Raw genomic sequence first — 20,176 nt, forward strand, 5'->3', positions numbered from 1 at the left:
ATCTGGATCGGAGAATAAAATGAAGATCGCTATTGCCGGTACTGGCTATGTAGGATTATCCCTCGCTGTCCTTCTCTCACAGCACAACGAGGTGCATGCCCTGGACATCGTGCCCGAGAAGGTCGAGAAGATCAACAGCTACGTATCGCCCATCCAGGACGACGAGATCGAGCGCTTCCTGGCGGAGGCCAAGGCGGGGGAGCGCCAGCTCGACCTGCACGCCACGGTCGACGTTGCAGAGGCCTATACGGGCGCCGACTACGCCGTCATTGCCACACCGACCAACTACGACTCGGACAGGAACTTCTTCGACACAAGCTCCGTAGAGGCCGCCATCGCCGCAGTGCGCTCGGTGAACCCGGACGCCTGGATTGTCATCAAGTCGACCATCCCCGTCGGCTATACCGCGGGCCTGCGCGAGAGGCTGGGCGATAGCAAGATCTTCTTCAGCCCGGAGTTCCTGCGCGAGAGCAAGGCTCTCTACGACAACCTGCACCCCAGCCGCATCGTGGTGGGCGCGTCCAAGGAGGACGCCGACGCCGTCGCGGCTGCCGAGCGCTTCGCACGCCTGCTTGCCCAAGGGGCGAACCCCGCCGAGCTGGAGCGCGTGAACGCCGACGGAACCATCGGCATCCCGGAGCTCGTGCTGGGTACCACCGAGGCCGAGGCCGTCAAGCTCTTCGCCAACACCTATCTGGCGCTGCGCGTGGCCTACTTCAACGAGCTCGACACCTACTGCGAGGTCCGCGGCCTCAACACCCGCGACGTCATCGACGGCGTGTGCCTGGAGCCGCGCATCGGCTCCCACTACAACAACCCCAGCTTCGGCTACGGCGGCTACTGCCTGCCCAAGGACACCAAGCAGCTTCTGGCGAACTACAGGGACGTGCCGCAGAACCTGATCGAGGCCATCGTCGAGTCCAACCGCACCCGCAAGGACTTCGTGGCCGACGAGGTGCTGCAGATGGTGTGGGACCGCGTCTACGCCGGCAAGCCGAAGCCGGTCGTGGGCGTGTACCGACTGACGATGAAGTCCAACTCCGACAACTTCCGCGCGAGCTCCATCCAGGGCGTCATGAAGCGCGTGAAGGCCAAGGGCGTGCCCGTGGTGGTCTACGAGCCCACGCTGGACGCGCCGGAGTTCTTTGGCTCCGAGGTGACCCACGACCTGGAGGCCTTCAAGGCCGGCTGCGACGTGATCGTCGCCAACCGCTGGAGCGACGAGCTCGCGGATGTGGCGGACAAGGTCTATACACGCGACCTGTTTAAACGAGACTAGGTGGTATGAATGGCAAATAGAAAAGTCCTCGTCACCGGAGCCGCCGGCTTCATCGGCGCGTTCCTCGTCAAGAAGCTGCTCGAGGAGACCGATGACGTGATCGTCGGCCTCGACAACCTCAACAGCTACTACGACCCCGGCATCAAGGACGCGCGCCTGCGCATGCTGGCCGAGGTAGACACCGACGGCCGCTTCGCCTTCGTTCGCGGCGACCTGTGCGACGCCGCCCTCATCGAGCGTCTGTTCGCCGAGAACGGCTTCGACGTCGTGGTGAACCTCGCCGCCCAGGCGGGCGTCCGTTACTCCATCGAGAACCCGCGCGCCTACCTGGAGAGCAACCTCGTCGGATTCTTCAACGTGCTCGAGTCTTGCCGCCACCATCCGGTGAAGCACCTGGTCTACGCGAGCTCCAGTTCGGTCTACGGCGGAAACAAGAAGGTGCCGTTCTCCGAGGAGGACCGAGTCGACTCGCCGGTCTCGCTCTACGCCGCCACCAAGAAGTCCAACGAGCTCATGGCCGCCGCCTACTCGAAGCTCTACTCCATCCCGACGACCGGCCTGCGCTTCTTCACCGTGTACGGCCCCATGGGCAGGCCCGATATGGCCTACTTCGGCTTCACAGAGAAGCTGCGCCGCGGCGAGACCATCAAGATCTTCAACATGGGCGACTGCCGCCGCGACTTTACCTACGTCGATGACATCGTCGAGGGCGTCAGGCGCGTCATGGACGCCGCCCCCGAGGTGAAGATGGGCGATGACGGGCTGCCGCTCGGCGCGCACCGCGTCTACAACATCGGCAACTCGCACCCCGAGAACCTGCTCTACTTCGTCGACACGCTGCAGCGCGTGCTGGTGGAGGAAGGCGTGCTCCCGGCCGACTACGACTTCGAGGCCCACAAGCAGCTCGTGCCCATGCAGCCCGGCGACGTTCCCGTCACCTACGCCGACACCACGGCGCTCCAGCGTGACCTTGGCTACAAACCCGCGACGCCGCTCGAGGACGGCCTGAGGGCCTTCGCCAAGTGGTACCGCGAGTATCGAAAAATTGTCTAGAAATACCGGAGATATTATGCCTCAATCGGAGAAGTATAGCTTTCTAATAAGCGTGTACGCCAAGGAGGAACCTCAGTATCTGTCTGAAGCCTTTTCCTGCATGCTCAATCAATCTTATGCTCCGGATGAAATAGTTCTCGTTTGCGACGGGCCTTTAACCGACGGTCTGGAGTCAGTGATTTCCCGAGTTAAGGATACTTATGGCGACCTCTTAAAGCTTGTACGAATCAGGAAGAACGGCGGGCTTGGTAATGCATTGGCCGTTGGGCTGTTGGAATGTCGAAATGAGCTAATTGCCAGAATGGATTCTGACGATCTTTGCAGCCTGCAAAGAATAGAGAGGCAAATCAATTACTTGCGGCAGCACCCAGAGGTTTCGCTTGTCGGAAGTAACGCCATTGAGTTCGTTGATGATCCGAAAAAACCCGTTGCCTATGTGGTGTTACCGGAAACGAATGAAGAAATTAGGGCGTTTTCTGCGAAACGATGCGCATTTAGGCATCCAGCAATCCTCTTTCGCAAGAAAGCTGTTCTTAGCGCCGGAGGTTATCGCGGTACATACATGTGGTTTGAGGATACCGACCTTTACGGCAGGATGCTTGCAAATGGTTGTATTTGCCACAATATTCAAGAGAACCTTCTCCAAGTTCGAGTTTCCGAGGACTTTTATAAACGACGCGGCGGTATTCCCTATTTGAAATCCATGTGCCTTGTGAAATGGGAACTCGTCGAGCTGGGTCTTTCTTCCAAGCTTGATTTCCTTATTTCCGCAGGCGGTCAGATTTTGGTTTGTGCTATGCCCAATTTCATGCGTGAAGCCTTTTATAAGACGTTCTTGAGGAAGTAGCATGTCTCGGTTGAAGCAAATTATTCGAACTGGATGTATTTCGCTTAGCAAGAGTGTCGTCAAGGATCCCTTGCTTCGTAAGAAGCTGATTGTGGACTTCTATAATACGAAAGCAGCTTGTGTCTCCCTCTTCTGTAAAGATGATTCCTACAATCCCTTCGAGCCAAGCCAATCTTCGTTAAAGAATCACTTTCATGTTGACGAACTATATCGAGGGAACGGCTTATATGGAATTGGTGCAGGATTGCGGTCGTTTTCTGGTCATTCTGAGCCGCTCGCAGCTTGTATTGAACACGGTCTGGTCCTCGGCGATGAATTTGATAAAGACATGTTCGACGGTGCACTTTCGTCTGTTATTACGATGAGCGACCTGAGGGCTCAGCGTTTCCGTAATCACGGGATGCATTCTATTGCTGTTGGGCCTTATATTACGTATGTTGAAGGGGCTCTGTCGGAATCAGAGTTTTCAACGCTTAAAAGTGCATTCGGTAGAGTGCTCCTCGTGTTTCCATGTCACTCTATAGAAGAAAATCAAACCAATAATATCGATGAGCCCGTTTTGATTCGGGAATGTTCGCGGATTGTCGAGGAAAATAGCATCGATACCGTTGTTGTCTCCATGTATTACAACGATTTTCTCATGGGTAGGAGCAGAGCTTTTGAAAAACTTGGATTTAAGGTTTTCTGCGCTGGAAATAGGTACGATCCATTATTTCTTTCTCGCTTAAAGTCGATGTTGATGTTGGCGGATTATTGCGTGACTGATGGTATTGGCACTCACATAGGATACGCGTTGAGCTTACGTAAGCCCATGGAGGTCGTGGGTACCTCCTATCTAGATGTCTATGTTGATGAACTCGAGCGAAACGAAGCTCATGAAATAGCCCAGGCCTTGGTTTCAGGATGCACCGTTGAGCATGCGGCCGCCGTTGGAAGCAAGTATTTCAATGTCGGAAAGGAACTCTCTGCCTCTCAGCTTGCCACTGAATTGAAATTATTGGACGCTCGCTTGGGGGCAAGGCAGCATGCCTAGAGGTAATTTGATACTTCAGCTCGGGCTTATGTTGGGCCTATTTGTCTTATCTGCCGGTTTAGCCTCCTCTTACCAGAAATCAATCAATGCGCGTGAACTCGATAATGGACTTAAACGGTTTGGCGCCCGGTTATTAGTCATCCTTCCCTGTGTTTGTCTTATCGGCTTGCGTGGTTTTGATGTTGGCTATGATACTAAAAACATGACGATGTTGCTGTATAGCAACCATACCAACGTTAGCTATCTGATTCAGACACAGCATGATCCGCTGTCCATTCTGTTTTCTTGGGCATTGCATGTCGTTCTGTTCGGAAACGCTGTTCTCTATTTACTTGCCGTTAGCTTCTTTACCATCTACCTGGCCTTCTATGCTATTGAGAAATGGCAGTCAGAGATTAGCATTTCGGTGGGATGGTTCGTATACTGCGTTTACTTCGCACTTTTGGGTATGGACCAGTTCAAGCAGGTACTCTGTCTTTCCCTTGTCCTGCTTTCCATTTTCTATCTTTGTCATGGTAAGAAGGTTGTGTACATCCTTCTTGTTTTAATTGCGGTTGGGTTTCACTTTACTGCAATTGTTGCGCTTGCATTCCTTCCTTTAAAGCTTGTCGATAACTCTAAGTACGGAGTAAAGACATTTGTAGTCCTGTTGCTTGTCTTCCTGTCCGCAAATGCTGATATCTTGTTCCAATTTGTTGGAGGTTTCTTCTCTGGCGGTGCGTACGGTAATTATTTTTCTGGTTACAAGTATGAAACCGAATGGGCGGTTAACGGCGGTACCGGCTTACTCGCACTGGTGCATCTTGCCCCTTGTGTCGTGCCTCTCCTTTTTACTAACGCAATCCCGAAGGAATATCGCTGGACGCTCTGTTCGATGCTTCTTTTGGCAATTCCCTTGAGGATGCTCGGCTATGAGTCCCAATTTCTCATGCGACTCTATTACGAGCCCGCTCTCGCCATCGTCATAGCCTATCCGCTTATTTCCGCCGAGCTCGAGTCTAATAGACGGCTCGCCTTCCAGTTATTGGGATTCACCGTGCTTATCGGATATTTTTTCGTGGTCTTTTCTACAAGTCACGGTTGCGTTCCATATTCACTATCCATCTTTTAGGGGTGCTGTATGAAAACTGTTGCTACGGTTGTAGATACGAACATTTCGGCCTTAATAGGACCGACTAAGAACATAAAGCGGATTTACACCAACCGAAAACTGTTCGAAAGCGAAGGCATTGCTTTGGCGGGTCCGTATTTCCCGGGAGGAGAAGAACTTGACGGAGACGCATATAGGCAATCTAGATCGTTCAAGTTTAAAAGCCTAATCAAGGGCATTCTCAGGTCAGGGACATCTACATCCTGGCTTCTCTACCAGCTTACGCACATGCGAAACGCCAATCAAGCTCTGGATAAGTACTTCGCTGATACTGGCGATAATGTTGACCTCGTTGTATTCAGGGACATTACTTCTGCCTCAGAATACCTTAATCGCGGTGGTAAAAGTCCATTCGTGCTTGTCCTGCATTGTGATGGAACAAATGACATGTTCTTTAGCGAGTCAGCGTTTTCGAAGCTTAAGGGAACGAAATATCAGAAGAAGCTCGATGAGGCATTTGCGAATGTTCGCAATAATGCCTCCGGATTGCTATTTCTTTCTCCAAAAGCTATCGCCAAGTTCGGTGAAAGGTATGGTATGCCGAGCTGCCCAACTGGCTATTATCACCAGGGTTTGAATAAGCCAAATTCTAATGCTGTCGACGGGGGCTGCCATTCTTCGGAGGGCCACCTTACCTTTGTAAGCGTCGGTACCGTTTGTAAAAGGAAGAACCAAAGCGGTATTATTCGCGCCTTTGCTCAGATGGGCAACGAAAACTGCAATCTTTTAATTGTGGGGGGCGGTGATGAACTGGAAAACTGTAAGGCTCTTGCTCATGAACTGGGAGTTGAAAAGCGCGTGAGCTTTTCGGGGCCTACTCAGGATGTTGGATCCTATCTGTCGTGCGCCGATATTTTCGTTTCCGCAAGCCTTGATGAAGGCGTACCGAATGCGGCTGTCGAGGCGATGTCATACGGTCTTCCCATCATTCTCACCGATGTCGGCTTCTGTTCCGATCTTATTGACGGTAACGGTGTCCTCCTGCGAAACGGAGAAAGCCTCGTCAGAGCTATGCAGGAAATGGTTAGTTCTCAAAGCTTGCTGGCGATGGGGGAGAGATCTCGCTCGCTGTATTTCGAGCATTACACAGTTGAGGCAATGTGCCTAGAACATGCAAGTTTCTACAACAAAGTACTCCACTATTCGGAGGGGACTGCGATTAATGACTGAAAAAAAATATCAAGGCGGCAAGGGAATGAGGATTCTGGCGGAGAACCTTTTTTCGCAGTATGGTCTTCAAGTTGCAAAATACATCATCCCCTTTCTAACGTTGCCTTACCTTGCAAGGGTTCTTGGTGCGGATGCGTATGCAATTAGGGCGTATGTTCTGTCATTAATGACTTTTGTCCAGGTCTTTCTAGATTGCGGTTTCAACCTGTCGGCAACAAAGGAAGTTGTTACTCTCAGGAGCAACAAAAAAGCAGTCGGAAAGCTTGTCGGCGACGTATTGCTTGCGAAGTTTTTCCTGATTGCAATAGGTGCTGCTGCGACCTTTGTCATCACCTTGGCACTTCCCATTTTGCGCGCGAACGTGCTTTATGTTGTTCTTGCTTACAGCGCTGTTGCATTTAATTGTCTATGTCCAGATTTCGTTTTCATCGGTTATGAAAAAATGATGCCTTTGACCACACGCTATGTGGTCTCGAAGATGCTTTGCCTCGTGCTTACGTTTCTTTTAATAAAATCTCCCCAGGACCTTCTACTCGTTCCCGCCCTGGATGTACTGACTTCTTGCGTTGCACTTGTTTGGACATGGGTTGGGATGCGTAAAAGGTTTGGCGTTCAGTGCATTTTCAGCAATTTCAAAGATGCGTTTGGAACTCTCAAAGATTCCCTCCTATATTTTGTTAGCAATGCCTCCTCATCGGTACATAATTCGTTTCTAACGTTGGTAATCGGTGTTGCCGTTACCAATCAAGCCGAAATTGCCTACTGGAGTGTCATGCTTACGGCTATCTCTGCCGTTCAGTCGCTCTACTCACCTATAGGAAGCGCCCTTTATCCTCACATGTTGACTAGGAAAGACACTAGTCTCATTAGAAAATTAACAGCAATCGCTTTGCCCGTTCTTACGTTGGGCTGTGCTGCCTTCGCACTTCTTGCCAATGTTGTTTTGTTCATCCTTGGTGGAGACGAGTATGTCATCGCCGCGCCGCTTCTTCAGGTCCTCACGCCGGTTCTTTGGTTCTCGTTTTTCGGAATGCTCTACGGATGGCCAGTGCTAGGGGCCTTTGACAAGGTAAAAGAAATGACTATTTCCACTGCCTTCGGCGCCGCATTTGTGATCGTTTCGAGCCTCCTGCTCCTATTCTGCCATTTGTTGACGATTCAGACAGCGGTTGTTGTGCGCGTGATTTCAGAGGCGATTGTCTGCGTGATGCGCTCATTCCATGCTCTTCCTTTGATTTCTAAGCGTGCAAATTCCTAGCCACAGGACACTTTTCTAAAGATTCCGCTGCACATCGAAGAGTTTTCCGCTGCAGTGTCCTTTATGCGCTTGACTCCTTCGCGAAACGATGAAATCAAACTTTTAATCAAGTCACTTATCGGATGAGATATAGATAGAAAGGTCATCATTCCAATGTCAACATTTAACGGTTCAACTCTAATGATTACTGGAGGGACGGGCTCCTTTGGAAATACCGTCCTCAAGCACTTCCTAACCTCCGACGTGGGCGAGATTCGCATCTTCTCCCGCGACGAGAAGAAGCAGGACGATATGCGCCATGAGCTTCAGGCTCGATATCCTGACCATTTCGCTAAGGTAAAATTCCATATCGGCGATGTGCGAAATATTCAATCCGTACGCGATGCAATGCATGGTGTGGATTACATCTTCCATGCAGCGGCCCTTAAGCAAGTTCCCTCTTGTGAGTTTTTCCCGATGGAGGCCGTACGCACCAACATTATGGGCACGGACAACGTCCTCCATGCCGCATCGGATGCGGGCGTTAAGCGAGTCGTTTGTCTTTCTACCGATAAGGCGGCGTACCCCATTAATGCTATGGGAAAGTCCAAAGCACTCATGGAGAGCGTTATCTTCGCCAATGCTCGTAGAGCTGCAGAAAAAGGCGACACGGTGGTGTGCTGCACTCGTTACGGTAACGTAATGTGCTCTCGCGGCTCCGTTATCCCACTCTTTATTGAGCAGATTCACGCTGGTAACCCCATCACCATTACGGATCCGAGTATGACACGATTCCTGATGAATCTTGATGAGGCAGTTGACCTTGTTAAGTTTGCATTCGAGCACGCCAACCCGGGTGACCTTTTCATTCAGAAGGCAGACGCAAGTACCATTGGCGATCTTGCGAAGGCCGTCCAGCAGTTGTTTGGCGATACGAGCACAAGTATCATCGGCCCGCGACACGGTGAAAAACTGTTTGAGACGCTCATGACTCGCGAGGAGCGTCTGCGTGCCGAAGATATGGGTGGTTATTATCGCGTGGCAGCCGATATCCGTGGCCTGAACTATGACAACAAACAGGCAACCGGAGAGGTGAGGACCATGACTGACGAAGCCTATACGTCCCACAATACCACCCGACTGGACGTAGAGGGCACTGTGAAGAAAATCATGACCGCCGAGTATGTACGCGAAGAGCTCGACGGCATCCGCCACATCTAAAGGAGGGCAAGATGATTTATGGGTTCCCGTTGCGTGACGTCAAAGACATGCTGCTCAATCAAATCGGCAATAACTTCTTTAAGTCAATTGATGACGAGCGACTGATTACCAAGCATATGGAGCGAACGCTCGAGAGGTTAGACCGCAATATCTCCGCTAATGACAATAAGTATTACTGGAGACTTAACGCGGCAGGGGAGCGTGAGGCTTACTTCGATCCGCTGCATACTTGTCAGTGGATGTTGTTCCTGTACCTGACGGCTAACACCATTTTCCGTGAGGAAAAAGATAATCCTGAGGCTGCACGCGTTGTATGCGACAAGATTTATGGCCAAATGAAAACGGTTTCTGGTTGCGACCTGTATTACGAGGTAGACATGCCAGAAACCTTTACTTTTGACCATCCGACTGGTTCCTTTATGGGGCGCGCGACCTACGGAGAGGGTTTTTCGTTCACGCAAGGGTGCACGGTCGGTAACCTCAACGAAGTATATCCGGTCATCGGACGCGATGTACAAATGTGCACCGGCAGCAAGGTACTTGGCAATTCCCACATTGGTGACAGCTGCCTGATAGGAGAAGGCGCAGTTGTAAGGGACGAGGATGTGCCCGCCGGGTCCGTTGTTTACGGCAAAACTCCGAATTTGAAGATTGCGCCCAGAAACTAATAGTACCGTTCAACAGGAGGTTTGAAATGAAGGAACTCGCAATAAACGGCGGTGAACCCACTAGCCCCAAGGTTTTAGGCTATGGACACCAGGATATCAACGAGGACGATATTAAGGCAGTGGAAGATTGCCTACGGGGGGATTACTTGACCTGCGGTCCCGCGACCGAAGCCTTCGAAGAGTCTATTAAGGCTGCCACAGGGGCTAAATTTGTAACTGCCGTGGCTAACGGCACTGCGGCACTGCACGTAGCATGTCTTGCCGCAGGCATTAAACCCGGTGATGAAGTGATTGTATCTCCTATCACTTTCGCCGCATCAGCTAACTGCGTGCGCTACTGTGGTGCTACGCCTGTGTTTGCGGATATTGATCCGCAGACCTGGAATATCGATCCAGCTTCAATCCGTGAGAAGCTTTCCGTCAAAACGAAAGCAATTGTGGCCGTAGACTTTGGCGGCGTTCACGTCAACTCAGACGAGATTCGTAAGATTTGCGACGAGAACGGCCTGACTTTCATTGAGGATGCAGCCCATGCAATGGGAACGTTCCACAATGGCCGCGCGGTGGGCGCTATCGCCGATATCACAACTTTTAGCTTCCATCCAGTAAAGACCATCACCACTGGTGAAGGCGGTGCCGTAGCAACGAATGATCCCGAGCTGGGTAAGATGATCGAGCTTTACGCCAAACACGGCATTACGCGCAACCACGATTTAATGCGCGAGACGGACCAGGGCGGTTGGTACTATGAGCAGCTTGTCTTGGGCTACAACTACCGCATTAGTGACATTGAGGCATCTCTTGGCGTAAGCCAGATGAAGCGACTCGAGCAGTTCGGCTCTCGCCGCAAGGAGCTCGTTGCCTTCTATAGCGAGCAGTTCTCCAAGATTCCGGAGGTACAGTTCCAAATTGACGCCTCGCCTGATGATACCGTGCGTCATCTGTATTGCCTGAAGTTTGACACTGAAGCACTTGGCGTTACTCGTCGCTGGATCTTCGATGCCTTGCGCGCTGAGAACTTAGGTGTAAATGTTCACTACCTGCCCGTATACTTATTGCCCTATTACAAGGACCTGGGCCATGGCCGCGGCGACTGTCCTAATGCCGAGGATTACTATGATCATTGTGTAACGCTTCCGCTGCACTGCGGGCTCTCTAATGAGGATGCACAACTCGTTGTCGACGCGGTTACCAAGGTCATCGAGTGGTGCCGCGCCAATAGGGGGGCCGTATAGTGCGTTTTGCCCTTCCCGAGAGCGAAGTGCGAGCCCAACTGGATAGGCAACTGAGCGCGCTTTTTCCCATAAACGCTGAAGAAAGGTCCGCCATCGACGGCGCATGGAACGCGTCCTTTGACAGGCTTGAGACGCGCTTCTCACGTATCAAGAACAAGTACTATAGCCGAGATGGCGAAACATTTTTCGATTCGCTACACGGCTGCCAGTGGACGCAGTTCCTCTTCACTCTCTCGAATGAAATAAACCATCGGGGGGGGTACGCTCTGTGTGCGATAAAATCTACGCGCTGAACCGCACTCTTAGTTCTGCCGACCTCTACTACGAGGTAGAGCTGCCAGATGTTTTCACGTTTGACCATCCCCTTGGTGCAGTTATGGGTCGCGCAGAATACTCCGACTACTTCGAGTTCTCCCAAGGCTGCACCGTTGGCAACAACAACGGAGTCTATCCGAGATTTGGTGAACGCGTTTTCATGATGAGTGACAGCAAGGTAATCGGAGACTGCGAGATAGGATCAAACGTCATCATCGGTGCGAATGCATGTGTCAAAGACCAGGATATTCCTAGCAACGTGCTTGTTTTTGGAGAGAGCCCGAATCTCGTTATCAAGGAAAACCGAAAGGAAACCGTTGATGCTTACGCAAAGGGGGTTTTCGTCTATGACTAGCGTTTGCATTATCACCGCTCGCGGTGGTTCAAAGCGCATTCCGCGCAAAAATATTCGAGAGTTTTGCGGGAAGCCCATTATTGCTTATTCGATTGAAGCTGCGCTTGAAAGCGGACTTTTCGACGAGGTAATGGTCTCGACAGATGACGAGGAAATTGCTGAAGTCGCGCGTAGCTACGGGGCTAAAGTACCGTTTATGCGCAGCGAAGCAACTTCCAATGATTTCGCTGTTACGGAAGACGTTGTAGTTGAGGTGCTTGAGTCCTATAAGGATAAACTCGGGGTTTCTTTTGACAATGTATGTTGCATTTACCCTACCGCTCCGTTTGTGTCCGTCTGCGAGTTGCAAGAAGCGTTCGGGAAACTTAACTCTGCAAATTCAGTTGTGCCGGTAACCGAATTTGATTTTCCGCCCCAGCGCGCTTTCAAAGTCGATGGAAATGGTTTCGCGGAATATGCTCACCCCGAGTTTGCTACTGCTCGTAGCCAAGACCTTGAGCCGCTTTGCCATGACTGCGGAAGATTTTACTTCGCTAAAACTGTCGCCTTATTGAAATATCATGACTTCATAATGCCTGGTTGTGCGGTGGTAAGAATTCCTCCAGAGCGCGTTCAAGACATCGACACCGAGGATGATTGGCGCCTTGCCGAGCTTAAGTTCGAGGCTTTGCAACACTTTAATTCATAAGGGAGATATCCATGGATAAGAAACTGATAATTGACGATCGCGAAATTAGCCAGACCGCCCCTTCTTATATCATTGCCGAAATGTCGGCAAATCATTTGATGGACAAAGATCGTGCGATGTGAATTATCGACGCCGCCGCGGATGCTGGTGCCGATGCAATTAAGCTGCAAACGTACACCGCTGACACCATCACAATTGATTGCGACAACGAGTACTTCCAGATCAAACAGGGCACCATCTGGGACGGAACCACACTCCACAAGCTCTATCAAGAGGCATACATGCCTTGGGAGTGGCAGGCGGATTTGATGGCGCATGCCAAGGAGCGTGGCATTGCCTGTTTCTCATCGCCCTTCGACCCCACTGCCGTCGACTTCCTCGAGTCTATTGGTTGCCCCGCATACAAGGTGGCTTCTTTCGAAATTACTGATATTCCTCTTATCAGGAAGATTGCCCGTTTGGGTAAACCGGTCATCATGTCTACGGGTATTTCCGAAATGGCAGATATCGAGCGAGCTGTTAATGCTTGCAAAGAGGAAGGCAATACTCAGGTGGCATTGCTCAAGTGCACGTCTTCCTATCCTGCACCTTATGAGGAAATCAACCTTCGAACCATTCCTAATATGGCCGAGGCTTTCGATGTCGTGACTGGACTTTCCGACCACACCATGGGTCATGATGTCGCCGTCGCATCGATCGCTTTGGGTGCCAAGGTCATTGAAAAGCACCTGACTCTCGCCCGCGCCGATGGAGGAGCAGATGCGGAGTTCTCCATGGAGCCGCAGGAATTCAAGGAGATGGTCGATGGCATTCGTAACGTTGAAAAGGCGCTTGGCAGAGTCACCTATGACCTTACGGCTAAGGGTCGCAAAAACAGGGAGTTTTCACGTTCTCTATTCGTAGTCGAGGATATCCCTGCTGGCGGCACCATCACTGAAAAAAACGTGAAGTCTATCAGACCTGGTTTTGGCATGCACCCCATGTACCTTGACGAGGTTATGGGCAGGATCGTGCCTAACGGAGCCGCCAAGGGCACGCCGTTGAGCTGGGAAATTTTAGGATGATTGACCACAATCCCATCATTGGATTCCGCGTCGACGCTACATCCAAAATTGGTGCAGGCCATGCGATGAGGTGCTTATCCATCGCTCGTTCACTCTCCGCTCGAGGTTCAAAAGCCATTTTTTTCGTATCATGCGACGAATCGGCGGCATTTTTTAAAAGTGAGAACTATGAATGTCGAATATTGCCTGCTGATGAAACGTGCCTTACCGTGCGCGATGCAAGAAATCTTGGCACCGCACTTAAAGAGTGCGGTGCCTCCTGTCTCCTAATCGATTCGTATGGTGTTGACGGAGGCTTTTTCGATGCCGTTGAAAATGGCAGCCTTGCTGAAATTCACATTGCATATATCGACGATATGTATTCGTACGCGCAAGGAATTATCAAACTGCCGTTGAAACGACCCGTAGACATACTCATTAATTGTGACATTATTGCTAATGAAGACCAGTATCGCTTCGCGTACCACGATTGCAATACTCAGCTGATGCTTGGCCCGCTTTACGCACCTTTGCGTGAAGAGTTTTCTACTCAGAGAAAAGAGCCTTTAAAAAAATCCGTAACAGATATTCTTGTGACAACCGGCTCCACCAACCCATCGAACCTACTTGAAAGACTGAGTAATCTCTGCCTAGAAAGCTGCCAAGATGCCATTATTCACGTTGTTGTCGGCCCAAAAGCCAAATTTAAGCAAATGGAATCTAGCCGAGTTGTTCTTCACGAAGGGGATTCCATTTCTGACTTGATGCGCCGTTGTCAGATGGCCGTTTCCTCCGCCGGCGTTACACTCTTAGAACTTGCTGCTTTAGGCATACCGACCGTCGCTGTCAGCATCGTTGAAAACCAACGTCAAGTTGCCCAGGCTTTTGAGGATATGGAACTCGGGCTTAGCTGCTGCGCAACTGACGAAAGACAGAGCATAATTTCCAGTATTAATAGACTGTTCATAGATGCGAACCTACGAGACTCTTTTTCAAGCAGATGCATGAAAATGGTTGACGGAAAAGGTGCAGATAGGATCGCCGCAGCGCTTCTCGATTTAGCAAATGACCGGTAATGGCTATCCCATGCACCTGCTTGATTTGCGCTGCGCTGCAAATATGGTCAGGGAAGATATATGACTAACTTTGGATTAAATAATACCGTAGTAATACTCGGCGGCAGCAGGCTGCAGGTACCCGCCATCATGGCGGCACAGAGGCTTGGATTCCGCGTCGTATGTGCCGACTATGATCCCGATGCGGTGGGCTTTAAAGTCGCCGACGTCTCATCGCTTACGAGCACGCTCGACGTCGAAGCTGTGGAAGCGCTCGCTCGCGAGGAACAGGCAGACTTCGTGATTACATCTACGAGTGACGCTCCCGTAAGGGTAGCGGCTCTCGTCTCCGAGAGGCTCGGACTTCCCACCGGTATATCGTCAGCTGACGCAGTGTGCGCCACGCAAAAGGATGCCATGCGGAGAAGGCTCGCCGAACACGGCGTGCCCATGCCTGAGTTCGAAGTGTGCAACAACGCTGAGGAGTTTGGACGAGCCTTAGAGCGCTTCGGTTACGACTGCATCGCGAAACCCGCGGATTCCGCCGCTAGCCGCGGTGTGAAGCTCATTACTCCCGAGGACCGCGCGACGTCAGCGACTGATCTCTTCGACCTCTTCCGCAGCTTCTCCCGCAAGGGAACTGTAATGGTCGAGCAGCGCGTCACCGGTCGTGAGGTGAGTGTGGAAGGCATGACGCTTGATGGCAAGACGACCATTCTAACCATCACCGATAAGCTAACAACTGAGCCGCCCTTCTTCGTCGAGCTTGGCCATTCTGAGCCCTCAAGACTTCCAATCGAGGCTCAAGAAGCCATTCGCGAAGTTGCGAAAAAGACCATCGAAGCCATCGGTATCGTGACTGGACCTTCGCATACGGAGATCATGCTCACCGACGAGGGTCCGAAGGTTATCGAGATGGCTGCACGACTTGGAGGCGATTTTATTACTTCCAAACTCGTACCACTGTCGACCGGTCTCGATTTTGTTGAGGGAACCGTGGCCGCAGCTCTTGGACTGCCGTTTGACTTTGAGGTAAAGGCGCATCGTGGGTCGGCAATTCGCTTTATCACTGCGGATCATGCTGGAACGATATCCTCCATTGATGTGCCGGATAATCTCTGCCACACTGAAGGCGTTGAGGAAATCGAGCTATACCTTAAGCCCGGAGACTCTATTGAGACGCCGCACTCAAGTAATGACCGAATCGGACATGTCGTATGCAGCGGCGATAACGCCGATGAAGCTGCGGCACGAGCTGAATGGGCACTTGGACAGATTAAGGTAAACCTGAGCTAGCGCATTTTGGAATTGGTGTTAGGAAAGTATTATGGATGTATCGATTATTGCGCCGTATATCGTTTCGATACTTGCCGCGATAATTTCCGGCTTCAGCTCTTATTTGGTAGCCCACAATAAATCCGCTTCGGAAATTCGAACGCTCAAGGAAGCAAATGAGCATGAAATCGAAAAGCTCATGAAACAGCACGAAGTTGATTTGGACAACTTAAAGGAGACCCATAAGCTTGAGATGGAGAAACTCGAAGCGGAGCATAGATATTCCCTCGAGCTGGCGAACTCCAACGCGCAGAATGAAATGACCAAGCAGCTGATGGGTTCCCTTGTCGGAAATTTGATGGCAGCACCACAAATGCAAGATCTCTTTGCAAGCGCGTTGGCTGATTCAATTAAGAAGGGTAAACAAGAGTAGCAACTAAAACGATAGGACATTTATCGTCTCAATAGTTAATGCTTGCATTTTTGAGGACGGACCGCTTTGTTACTAGCTAACAAAGCGGTCCGTCCTTATTTGTACAGCTTCCAAGATCGCAGAAGAACGACTGTATGACGTCGAGTTGTACCTTCGGGACGATGATGTCGTCCTGGTAACATACTCGGAAGATTCGAACGAGGACGGCGGACTCCATTTCCAAGGGTTTTGCTTTGACATTGGGGGTGTTCGAGATGTCGCCCAGCTCTACATTGACGCCCTTTACGAGCTCGATCGTTACGTATCGAGATTGAGGAACAAGGACTTCGAGTGAGGCGTTCGCCGTAATCTTGTGGTCGCTCTCGTCGAGGTTTATCCAGCTTTTGATTTCGCCCGATGAATTATCTTGCCGCTCACGCAGATTTGCCGATTCGGCGATTGGTGAGGGGTTATCAAGACGCCGCTTTGGGCATTGTTTATAGAATAAGGATGACAGCACGATTTCGAGGATGTTCGCGGGAGATACGAGGGGATTTTGTAATTCTCTTTTATAGCCTTTGCATCAGATTTAGAATCGGCTGGTTAATTCAGATTCGCGCAATCAGCGAGGTTAATTGGAGGTGTTCGTGGTCAAGAACTTCTTTGTCACTTGTGGAGTATGTGGATGCGTGCATCGTGTGCGCGTCCAGGCTGGATTTGTTAATGACTATCCGGTTAGATACTTGTGTCCGCAGTGCCGGAACCGCATCGACGGAGCGGTTCGCCTTGACCCGAGCTGCGCTTTGATTGATTTTAAGCTCGACCCTGGCACGGTTGCCTCCATGGGTGGAAATTTAGATTGCGCCCGAGTTATGGTGGAGTTATCTGGTGAGCTTCCGTCATATAAAATATCTGTAGAACATCGTGCCTGCATGACAAGCCCCTTTATCAGAGCCTCTGAGCTGATTCCATTTGATGAACTCAGCGAGTACGTGAGTAATATGGTTTATTGTCTTCATTATTACCGCGAAGACTGGCCTACCCTGAGGACCGCTCTTCAACTGTATTGCGATGGGCATGACGATTATGCGGATAAGGTTCTTTCGGAATTCGAGCACAAACTGTTAGGCGAGGACAATCGACACTATTCCTTGCTGAGCCGAATCGCGAGAATGTCTTGGCTCGGTCTCCCCATGATTGCGGGAAGCGACGCGCATGAGCGCGCTGTTGAATGTGAAAAACTCGTTTCTTGTCTAGAGGCAGAGGCGCTTTCCGGCCTAGCAGGTTACTACCTCAAAACCGATATGACTGCCAAGTCGCTGCTTGCTGAAATCAACGAAGTTCTGGATTCCGTAGCCGGATCATTTCCGGTTCTCCTCAACGGTTTTACTTTTCTTATGGCGGGAGACGCCTATGACTTGGAAAAGTACGGTACGTTCTGCTGCACTCCTAGTGATATTGAGAAGCTTTATTGTCGGGAATATGAGCTTATTGGCAGCCTGCTTGTTCTGTTTATCGGGCTCGACAACATCGAATGTAACGGGGCGTTCGATGTCATGCCCAAAGGCGTAGATCTAGGTGCAAAGTCGTTCGACAAACTTTCTGTAGCCCCTAAGGCAAAGCGATTCAACGCTGTCGGTACGGGCTCATTTACTGGCCATATCAAGCAGTGTTGGAATCCGGTTCTGCGCAATGCATTTAGTCATAATCGGACGGATTTCGACTGCGCGACTCAAGTCATTCGCACTTTGCGTGAGGATGGGACCAACGATTCTCGAGGCAACACCTATTTGCTTGAAATGGTTCGCGATTGCATTTTGATGGCTCGGGAAATTATGGTATTTCGTGGTGTCTTATTCCATTTCATTGGAAGTGGGCTGTGGTAAGGATTGGACTTAACGCCGATGTGCATGCACGGCGTAAATCGTGGTGCACATGTGCGTCAATCATCGAGCTGTGGGTGCAAACGCGGAGATGGCCAGCGACGGTCATCTCTGGCCATCTCCGCGTTTGCACTCGCAAGGCAAGGATTAAGGTGCGCCGCCCTAATTGGCATTGGAGCGTCGACGACCGCGTCTATAAATTTTGATGAACAGTGATATGGACTCATTGTTATAGCTAGGAGCCAAACATGGAAGCACCCGCCGTTCTCTATCATTATGCAAGCCTAGATACGCTGGCCTTGATTCTGCATAATCGAACTATCAGGTTCAGCCGGTTAGATAAGGTTGACGACCCACAAGAACAGCGTTCAGCAGACTCTCAAAATCTTGGAAAAATGAAGCTCGTCAGTTGTTGGACCTCTTCTGATGAGGAAAGCATCCCCATGTGGCGCGAGTATGCTGGAGCTGAATGTGGAGTAAGAATCCAAATGAAGAGTCATCCGTTTAAGCGGTACTCTGTGTCTACCGAAAGCCTAAGTAAGCTATCTAGTGACGCAGTTTTGAATACTCCTGGTGGCAAGTTTGATGGACTTCAATTGCCGCTCGAAGACTTTTGGGATAAAAAATATCATTTTAAAGAAATGGCCCGAAGCGTTGAGATGCTTCATGAAGTCCAGTATACGAACGATAAGTCGCTTCTGTTTCCAAAGTTGATCCGTAACTTCGAAAACGGCTGGATAGAAGCCGATTTAAACACACTTGGGATTCACAAAGCTACTGCCTGGTCATACCAAAACGAATGGCGATATGTTTTGACGGCAGTTCCTGTGGGCATCGCCTCTGTAATCAAGGGTGATGTTGAAGCAGTTAAGAGGGCCACTGAGGTCATACTTGATAGATGCGATCCCGAAATTCCTTCCTTTTACGATTTGATTATCTCAGACGAAGCATTTTCTTCGATGAAGATCGTCGCTTCCCCAAAGATGACGCCGGGGAACCGATTAATTCTGGATGAATTAGTGCAGAAATACGCACCTGGCATTGATGTTGCAGAAAGCTCGATTGAGTTGGTTTAAATAGGCAGCAATATGATGCCGGAGGTTCCCATGTGTTGTCTGCGAATTCATGGTGGGGGAGCCGATACTCTTCTAATCCAATGCGCAAATAATCAGATCGCACTTTTGGACAGCTCTAGAAGTTCTTACTGATAACTGCATATCCGCAATAAGGGAAGGGCTGACAAGTGGCTGCCGATATGCCCCTTCTTATTAAAGCCAATTTGCTACTTATTAAGGGTCTAAATAATTACTGCCCACCCGAACTTATCGTCCTTGACTATTAAACATGGTTATACTGCAAGGAGTATTCTTGTTTGTTCTTTTGGAGCTCGGCATATGCAATTTAATTATTCCGCGCTTGATAGCTATGAGTTTGAGTTGCTCAGTCGTGATGTCGCCGAAAAGCTTATGCATATTAAGCTGTCCTGCTATACCGAGGGCAGGGATGGCGGGATAGATGCCTCCGATTTTTATTTCTGTGGTTCTCATGCCTGTCCATCGGTTGTCGTTCAAGCCAAGCATTGGACTCAGCATGTGCGTTATTCCAGGCTTGAATCAACTTTATTAGCTTTGATTAAACAGCTAGACTCTCGCGGTAATCTTCCCTCCAGATGTTTAATACTTACTGTGGCCTCTGGCGTTACGAGAGAATTCCAACAGCGATTGTTTTCTAAGGCGAAAGCTCTCGGTGTTCAAGATTTCAAACTACTGGATTCCGTTAAGCTTGACCAGCTCCTTTCTGATGAGTCTAATTCAGATATTCTGCGTAATCATTTTAAGCTATGGATTGCTGGGGCCAATGTGCTGCAAAACCTGTACAACAGGTCATTCTTTGTAGGCTGTGATTTGTATCTTGCTAATATCGATGAACGCAAATCCTTATTTGTCCAAACCGCTCTATTTAACAGGGCGGTCAATATTCTCGAATCAAACCCCTGTCTAATCATCACCGGCGATCCGGGTACGGGCAAAACCACACTTACACAAATGCTCGCCCTTCAAATGTCCGCAGCTGGTTATCGCGTTCTCTATTCTTCATGCTATGAATTGGAGGGCGTAATTAGCGCATCTTCGCCCGATTCCAACCTACCGGAACTTATTGTACTAGATGATTTCCTTGGACAGAATTTTCTTGATGTCGATTCAAAGTTGCTGCGCCTGCCTTGATTATCGACTTTATCCGAACACCTCCCACATTC

19 protein-coding genes are annotated in these 20,176 nt (G+C 50.2%); all 19 read left to right on the top strand.

Annotated features, from left to right (window positions below; translation table 11 throughout):
- Nucleotides 1-19: 19 nt before the first annotated feature.
- The gene (locus DXD56_RS00955) at nucleotides 20-1,279 is read left to right on the top strand and encodes a nucleotide sugar dehydrogenase (RefSeq protein ID WP_117639453.1); all 1,260 of its coding nucleotides are present in this window, start codon (nucleotides 20-22) and stop codon (nucleotides 1,277-1,279) included.
- 9 nt (nucleotides 1,280-1,288) lie between these two features.
- On the top strand, nucleotides 1,289-2,332 hold the full coding sequence (locus DXD56_RS00960; RefSeq protein ID WP_117639455.1) for an NAD-dependent epimerase/dehydratase family protein: 1,044 nt from the start codon (nucleotides 1,289-1,291) through the stop codon (nucleotides 2,330-2,332).
- Nucleotides 2,333-2,348: 16 nt separating this feature from the next.
- Nucleotides 2,349-3,179, top strand: coding sequence for a glycosyltransferase (locus tag DXD56_RS00965; protein ID WP_117639457.1), 831 nt, complete (start codon nucleotides 2,349-2,351; stop codon nucleotides 3,177-3,179).
- A gap of 1 nt (nucleotide 3,180) precedes the next feature.
- On the top strand, nucleotides 3,181-4,212 hold the full coding sequence (locus DXD56_RS00970; protein WP_117639459.1) for a hypothetical protein: 1,032 nt from the start codon (nucleotides 3,181-3,183) through the stop codon (nucleotides 4,210-4,212).
- Nucleotides 4,205-5,323, top strand: a complete 1,119-nt coding sequence (locus tag DXD56_RS00975; RefSeq protein ID WP_117639461.1) for an EpsG family protein — start codon at nucleotides 4,205-4,207, stop codon at nucleotides 5,321-5,323. Before DXD56_RS00970 ends, DXD56_RS00975 begins: the two co-directional genes overlap by 8 nt.
- A 9-nt stretch (nucleotides 5,324-5,332) precedes the next feature.
- Entirely contained in the window at nucleotides 5,333-6,532 is a 1,200-nt protein-coding gene (locus DXD56_RS00980) for a glycosyltransferase family 4 protein (RefSeq protein WP_117639463.1), read from the top strand.
- Nucleotides 6,525-7,790 carry an oligosaccharide flippase family protein gene (locus tag DXD56_RS00985; protein WP_158549256.1) on the top strand — a complete coding sequence of 422 codons (1,266 nt, stop codon included), beginning with the start codon at nucleotides 6,525-6,527 and terminating at the stop codon, nucleotides 7,788-7,790. Before DXD56_RS00980 ends, DXD56_RS00985 begins: the two co-directional genes overlap by 8 nt.
- Nucleotides 7,791-7,943: 153 nt before the next feature.
- Nucleotides 7,944-8,990 carry a polysaccharide biosynthesis protein gene (locus DXD56_RS00990; RefSeq protein WP_117639467.1) on the top strand — a complete coding sequence of 349 codons (1,047 nt, stop codon included), beginning with the start codon at nucleotides 7,944-7,946 and terminating at the stop codon, nucleotides 8,988-8,990.
- Nucleotides 8,991-9,001: 11 nt separating this feature from the next.
- Nucleotides 9,002-9,658 carry a transferase gene (locus tag DXD56_RS00995; RefSeq protein WP_117639469.1) on the top strand — a complete coding sequence of 219 codons (657 nt, stop codon included), beginning with the start codon at nucleotides 9,002-9,004 and terminating at the stop codon, nucleotides 9,656-9,658.
- 26 nt (nucleotides 9,659-9,684) lie between these two features.
- Nucleotides 9,685-10,893, top strand: coding sequence for a UDP-4-amino-4,6-dideoxy-N-acetyl-beta-L-altrosamine transaminase (gene pseC, locus DXD56_RS01000; protein ID WP_117639471.1), 1,209 nt, complete (start codon nucleotides 9,685-9,687; stop codon nucleotides 10,891-10,893).
- Nucleotides 10,894-11,161: 268 nt separating this feature from the next.
- A complete protein-coding gene (locus tag DXD56_RS10070; RefSeq protein ID WP_199411518.1) occupies nucleotides 11,162-11,563 on the top strand; it encodes a hypothetical protein in 402 nt (133 codons plus the stop codon).
- Complete coding sequence (gene pseF, locus DXD56_RS01010) at nucleotides 11,556-12,251, top strand: pseudaminic acid cytidylyltransferase (protein WP_117639480.1); 696 nt, start codon at nucleotides 11,556-11,558, stop codon at nucleotides 12,249-12,251. Before DXD56_RS10070 ends, pseF begins: the two co-directional genes overlap by 8 nt.
- Nucleotides 12,252-12,376: 125 nt before the next feature.
- Complete coding sequence (pseI, locus tag DXD56_RS01015; RefSeq protein WP_255413171.1) at nucleotides 12,377-13,315, top strand: pseudaminic acid synthase; 939 nt, start codon at nucleotides 12,377-12,379, stop codon at nucleotides 13,313-13,315.
- Complete coding sequence (gene pseG / locus DXD56_RS01020; protein ID WP_117639482.1) at nucleotides 13,312-14,370, top strand: UDP-2,4-diacetamido-2,4,6-trideoxy-beta-L-altropyranose hydrolase; 1,059 nt, start codon at nucleotides 13,312-13,314, stop codon at nucleotides 14,368-14,370. Before pseI ends, pseG begins: the two co-directional genes overlap by 4 nt.
- A gap of 60 nt (nucleotides 14,371-14,430) precedes the next feature.
- Nucleotides 14,431-15,645: an ATP-grasp domain-containing protein gene (locus DXD56_RS01025; protein ID WP_117639484.1), complete on the top strand. Its 1,215-nt coding sequence runs from the start codon at nucleotides 14,431-14,433 to the stop codon at nucleotides 15,643-15,645.
- Nucleotides 15,646-15,676: 31 nt separating this feature from the next.
- The gene (locus DXD56_RS01030) at nucleotides 15,677-16,057 is read left to right on the top strand and encodes a hypothetical protein (RefSeq protein WP_117583146.1); all 381 of its coding nucleotides are present in this window, start codon (nucleotides 15,677-15,679) and stop codon (nucleotides 16,055-16,057) included.
- A gap of 626 nt (nucleotides 16,058-16,683) precedes the next feature.
- Nucleotides 16,684-17,922, top strand: a complete 1,239-nt coding sequence (locus tag DXD56_RS01040) for a hypothetical protein (protein WP_147325166.1) — start codon at nucleotides 16,684-16,686, stop codon at nucleotides 17,920-17,922.
- A 245-nt stretch (nucleotides 17,923-18,167) separates the two neighbouring features.
- Nucleotides 18,168-18,995, top strand: coding sequence for a DUF2971 domain-containing protein (locus DXD56_RS01045; protein WP_117583149.1), 828 nt, complete (start codon nucleotides 18,168-18,170; stop codon nucleotides 18,993-18,995).
- 318 nt (nucleotides 18,996-19,313) lie between these two features.
- Nucleotides 19,314-20,144: an ATP-binding protein gene (locus DXD56_RS01050; protein WP_117639488.1), complete on the top strand. Its 831-nt coding sequence runs from the start codon at nucleotides 19,314-19,316 to the stop codon at nucleotides 20,142-20,144.
- The last annotated feature ends 32 nt before the right edge of the window (nucleotides 20,145-20,176 follow it).

Origin of the sequence: Collinsella sp. TM06-3 (assembly GCF_003436395.1) — a bacterium.
Taxonomy (GTDB): Bacteria; Actinomycetota; Coriobacteriia; order Coriobacteriales; family Coriobacteriaceae; genus Collinsella.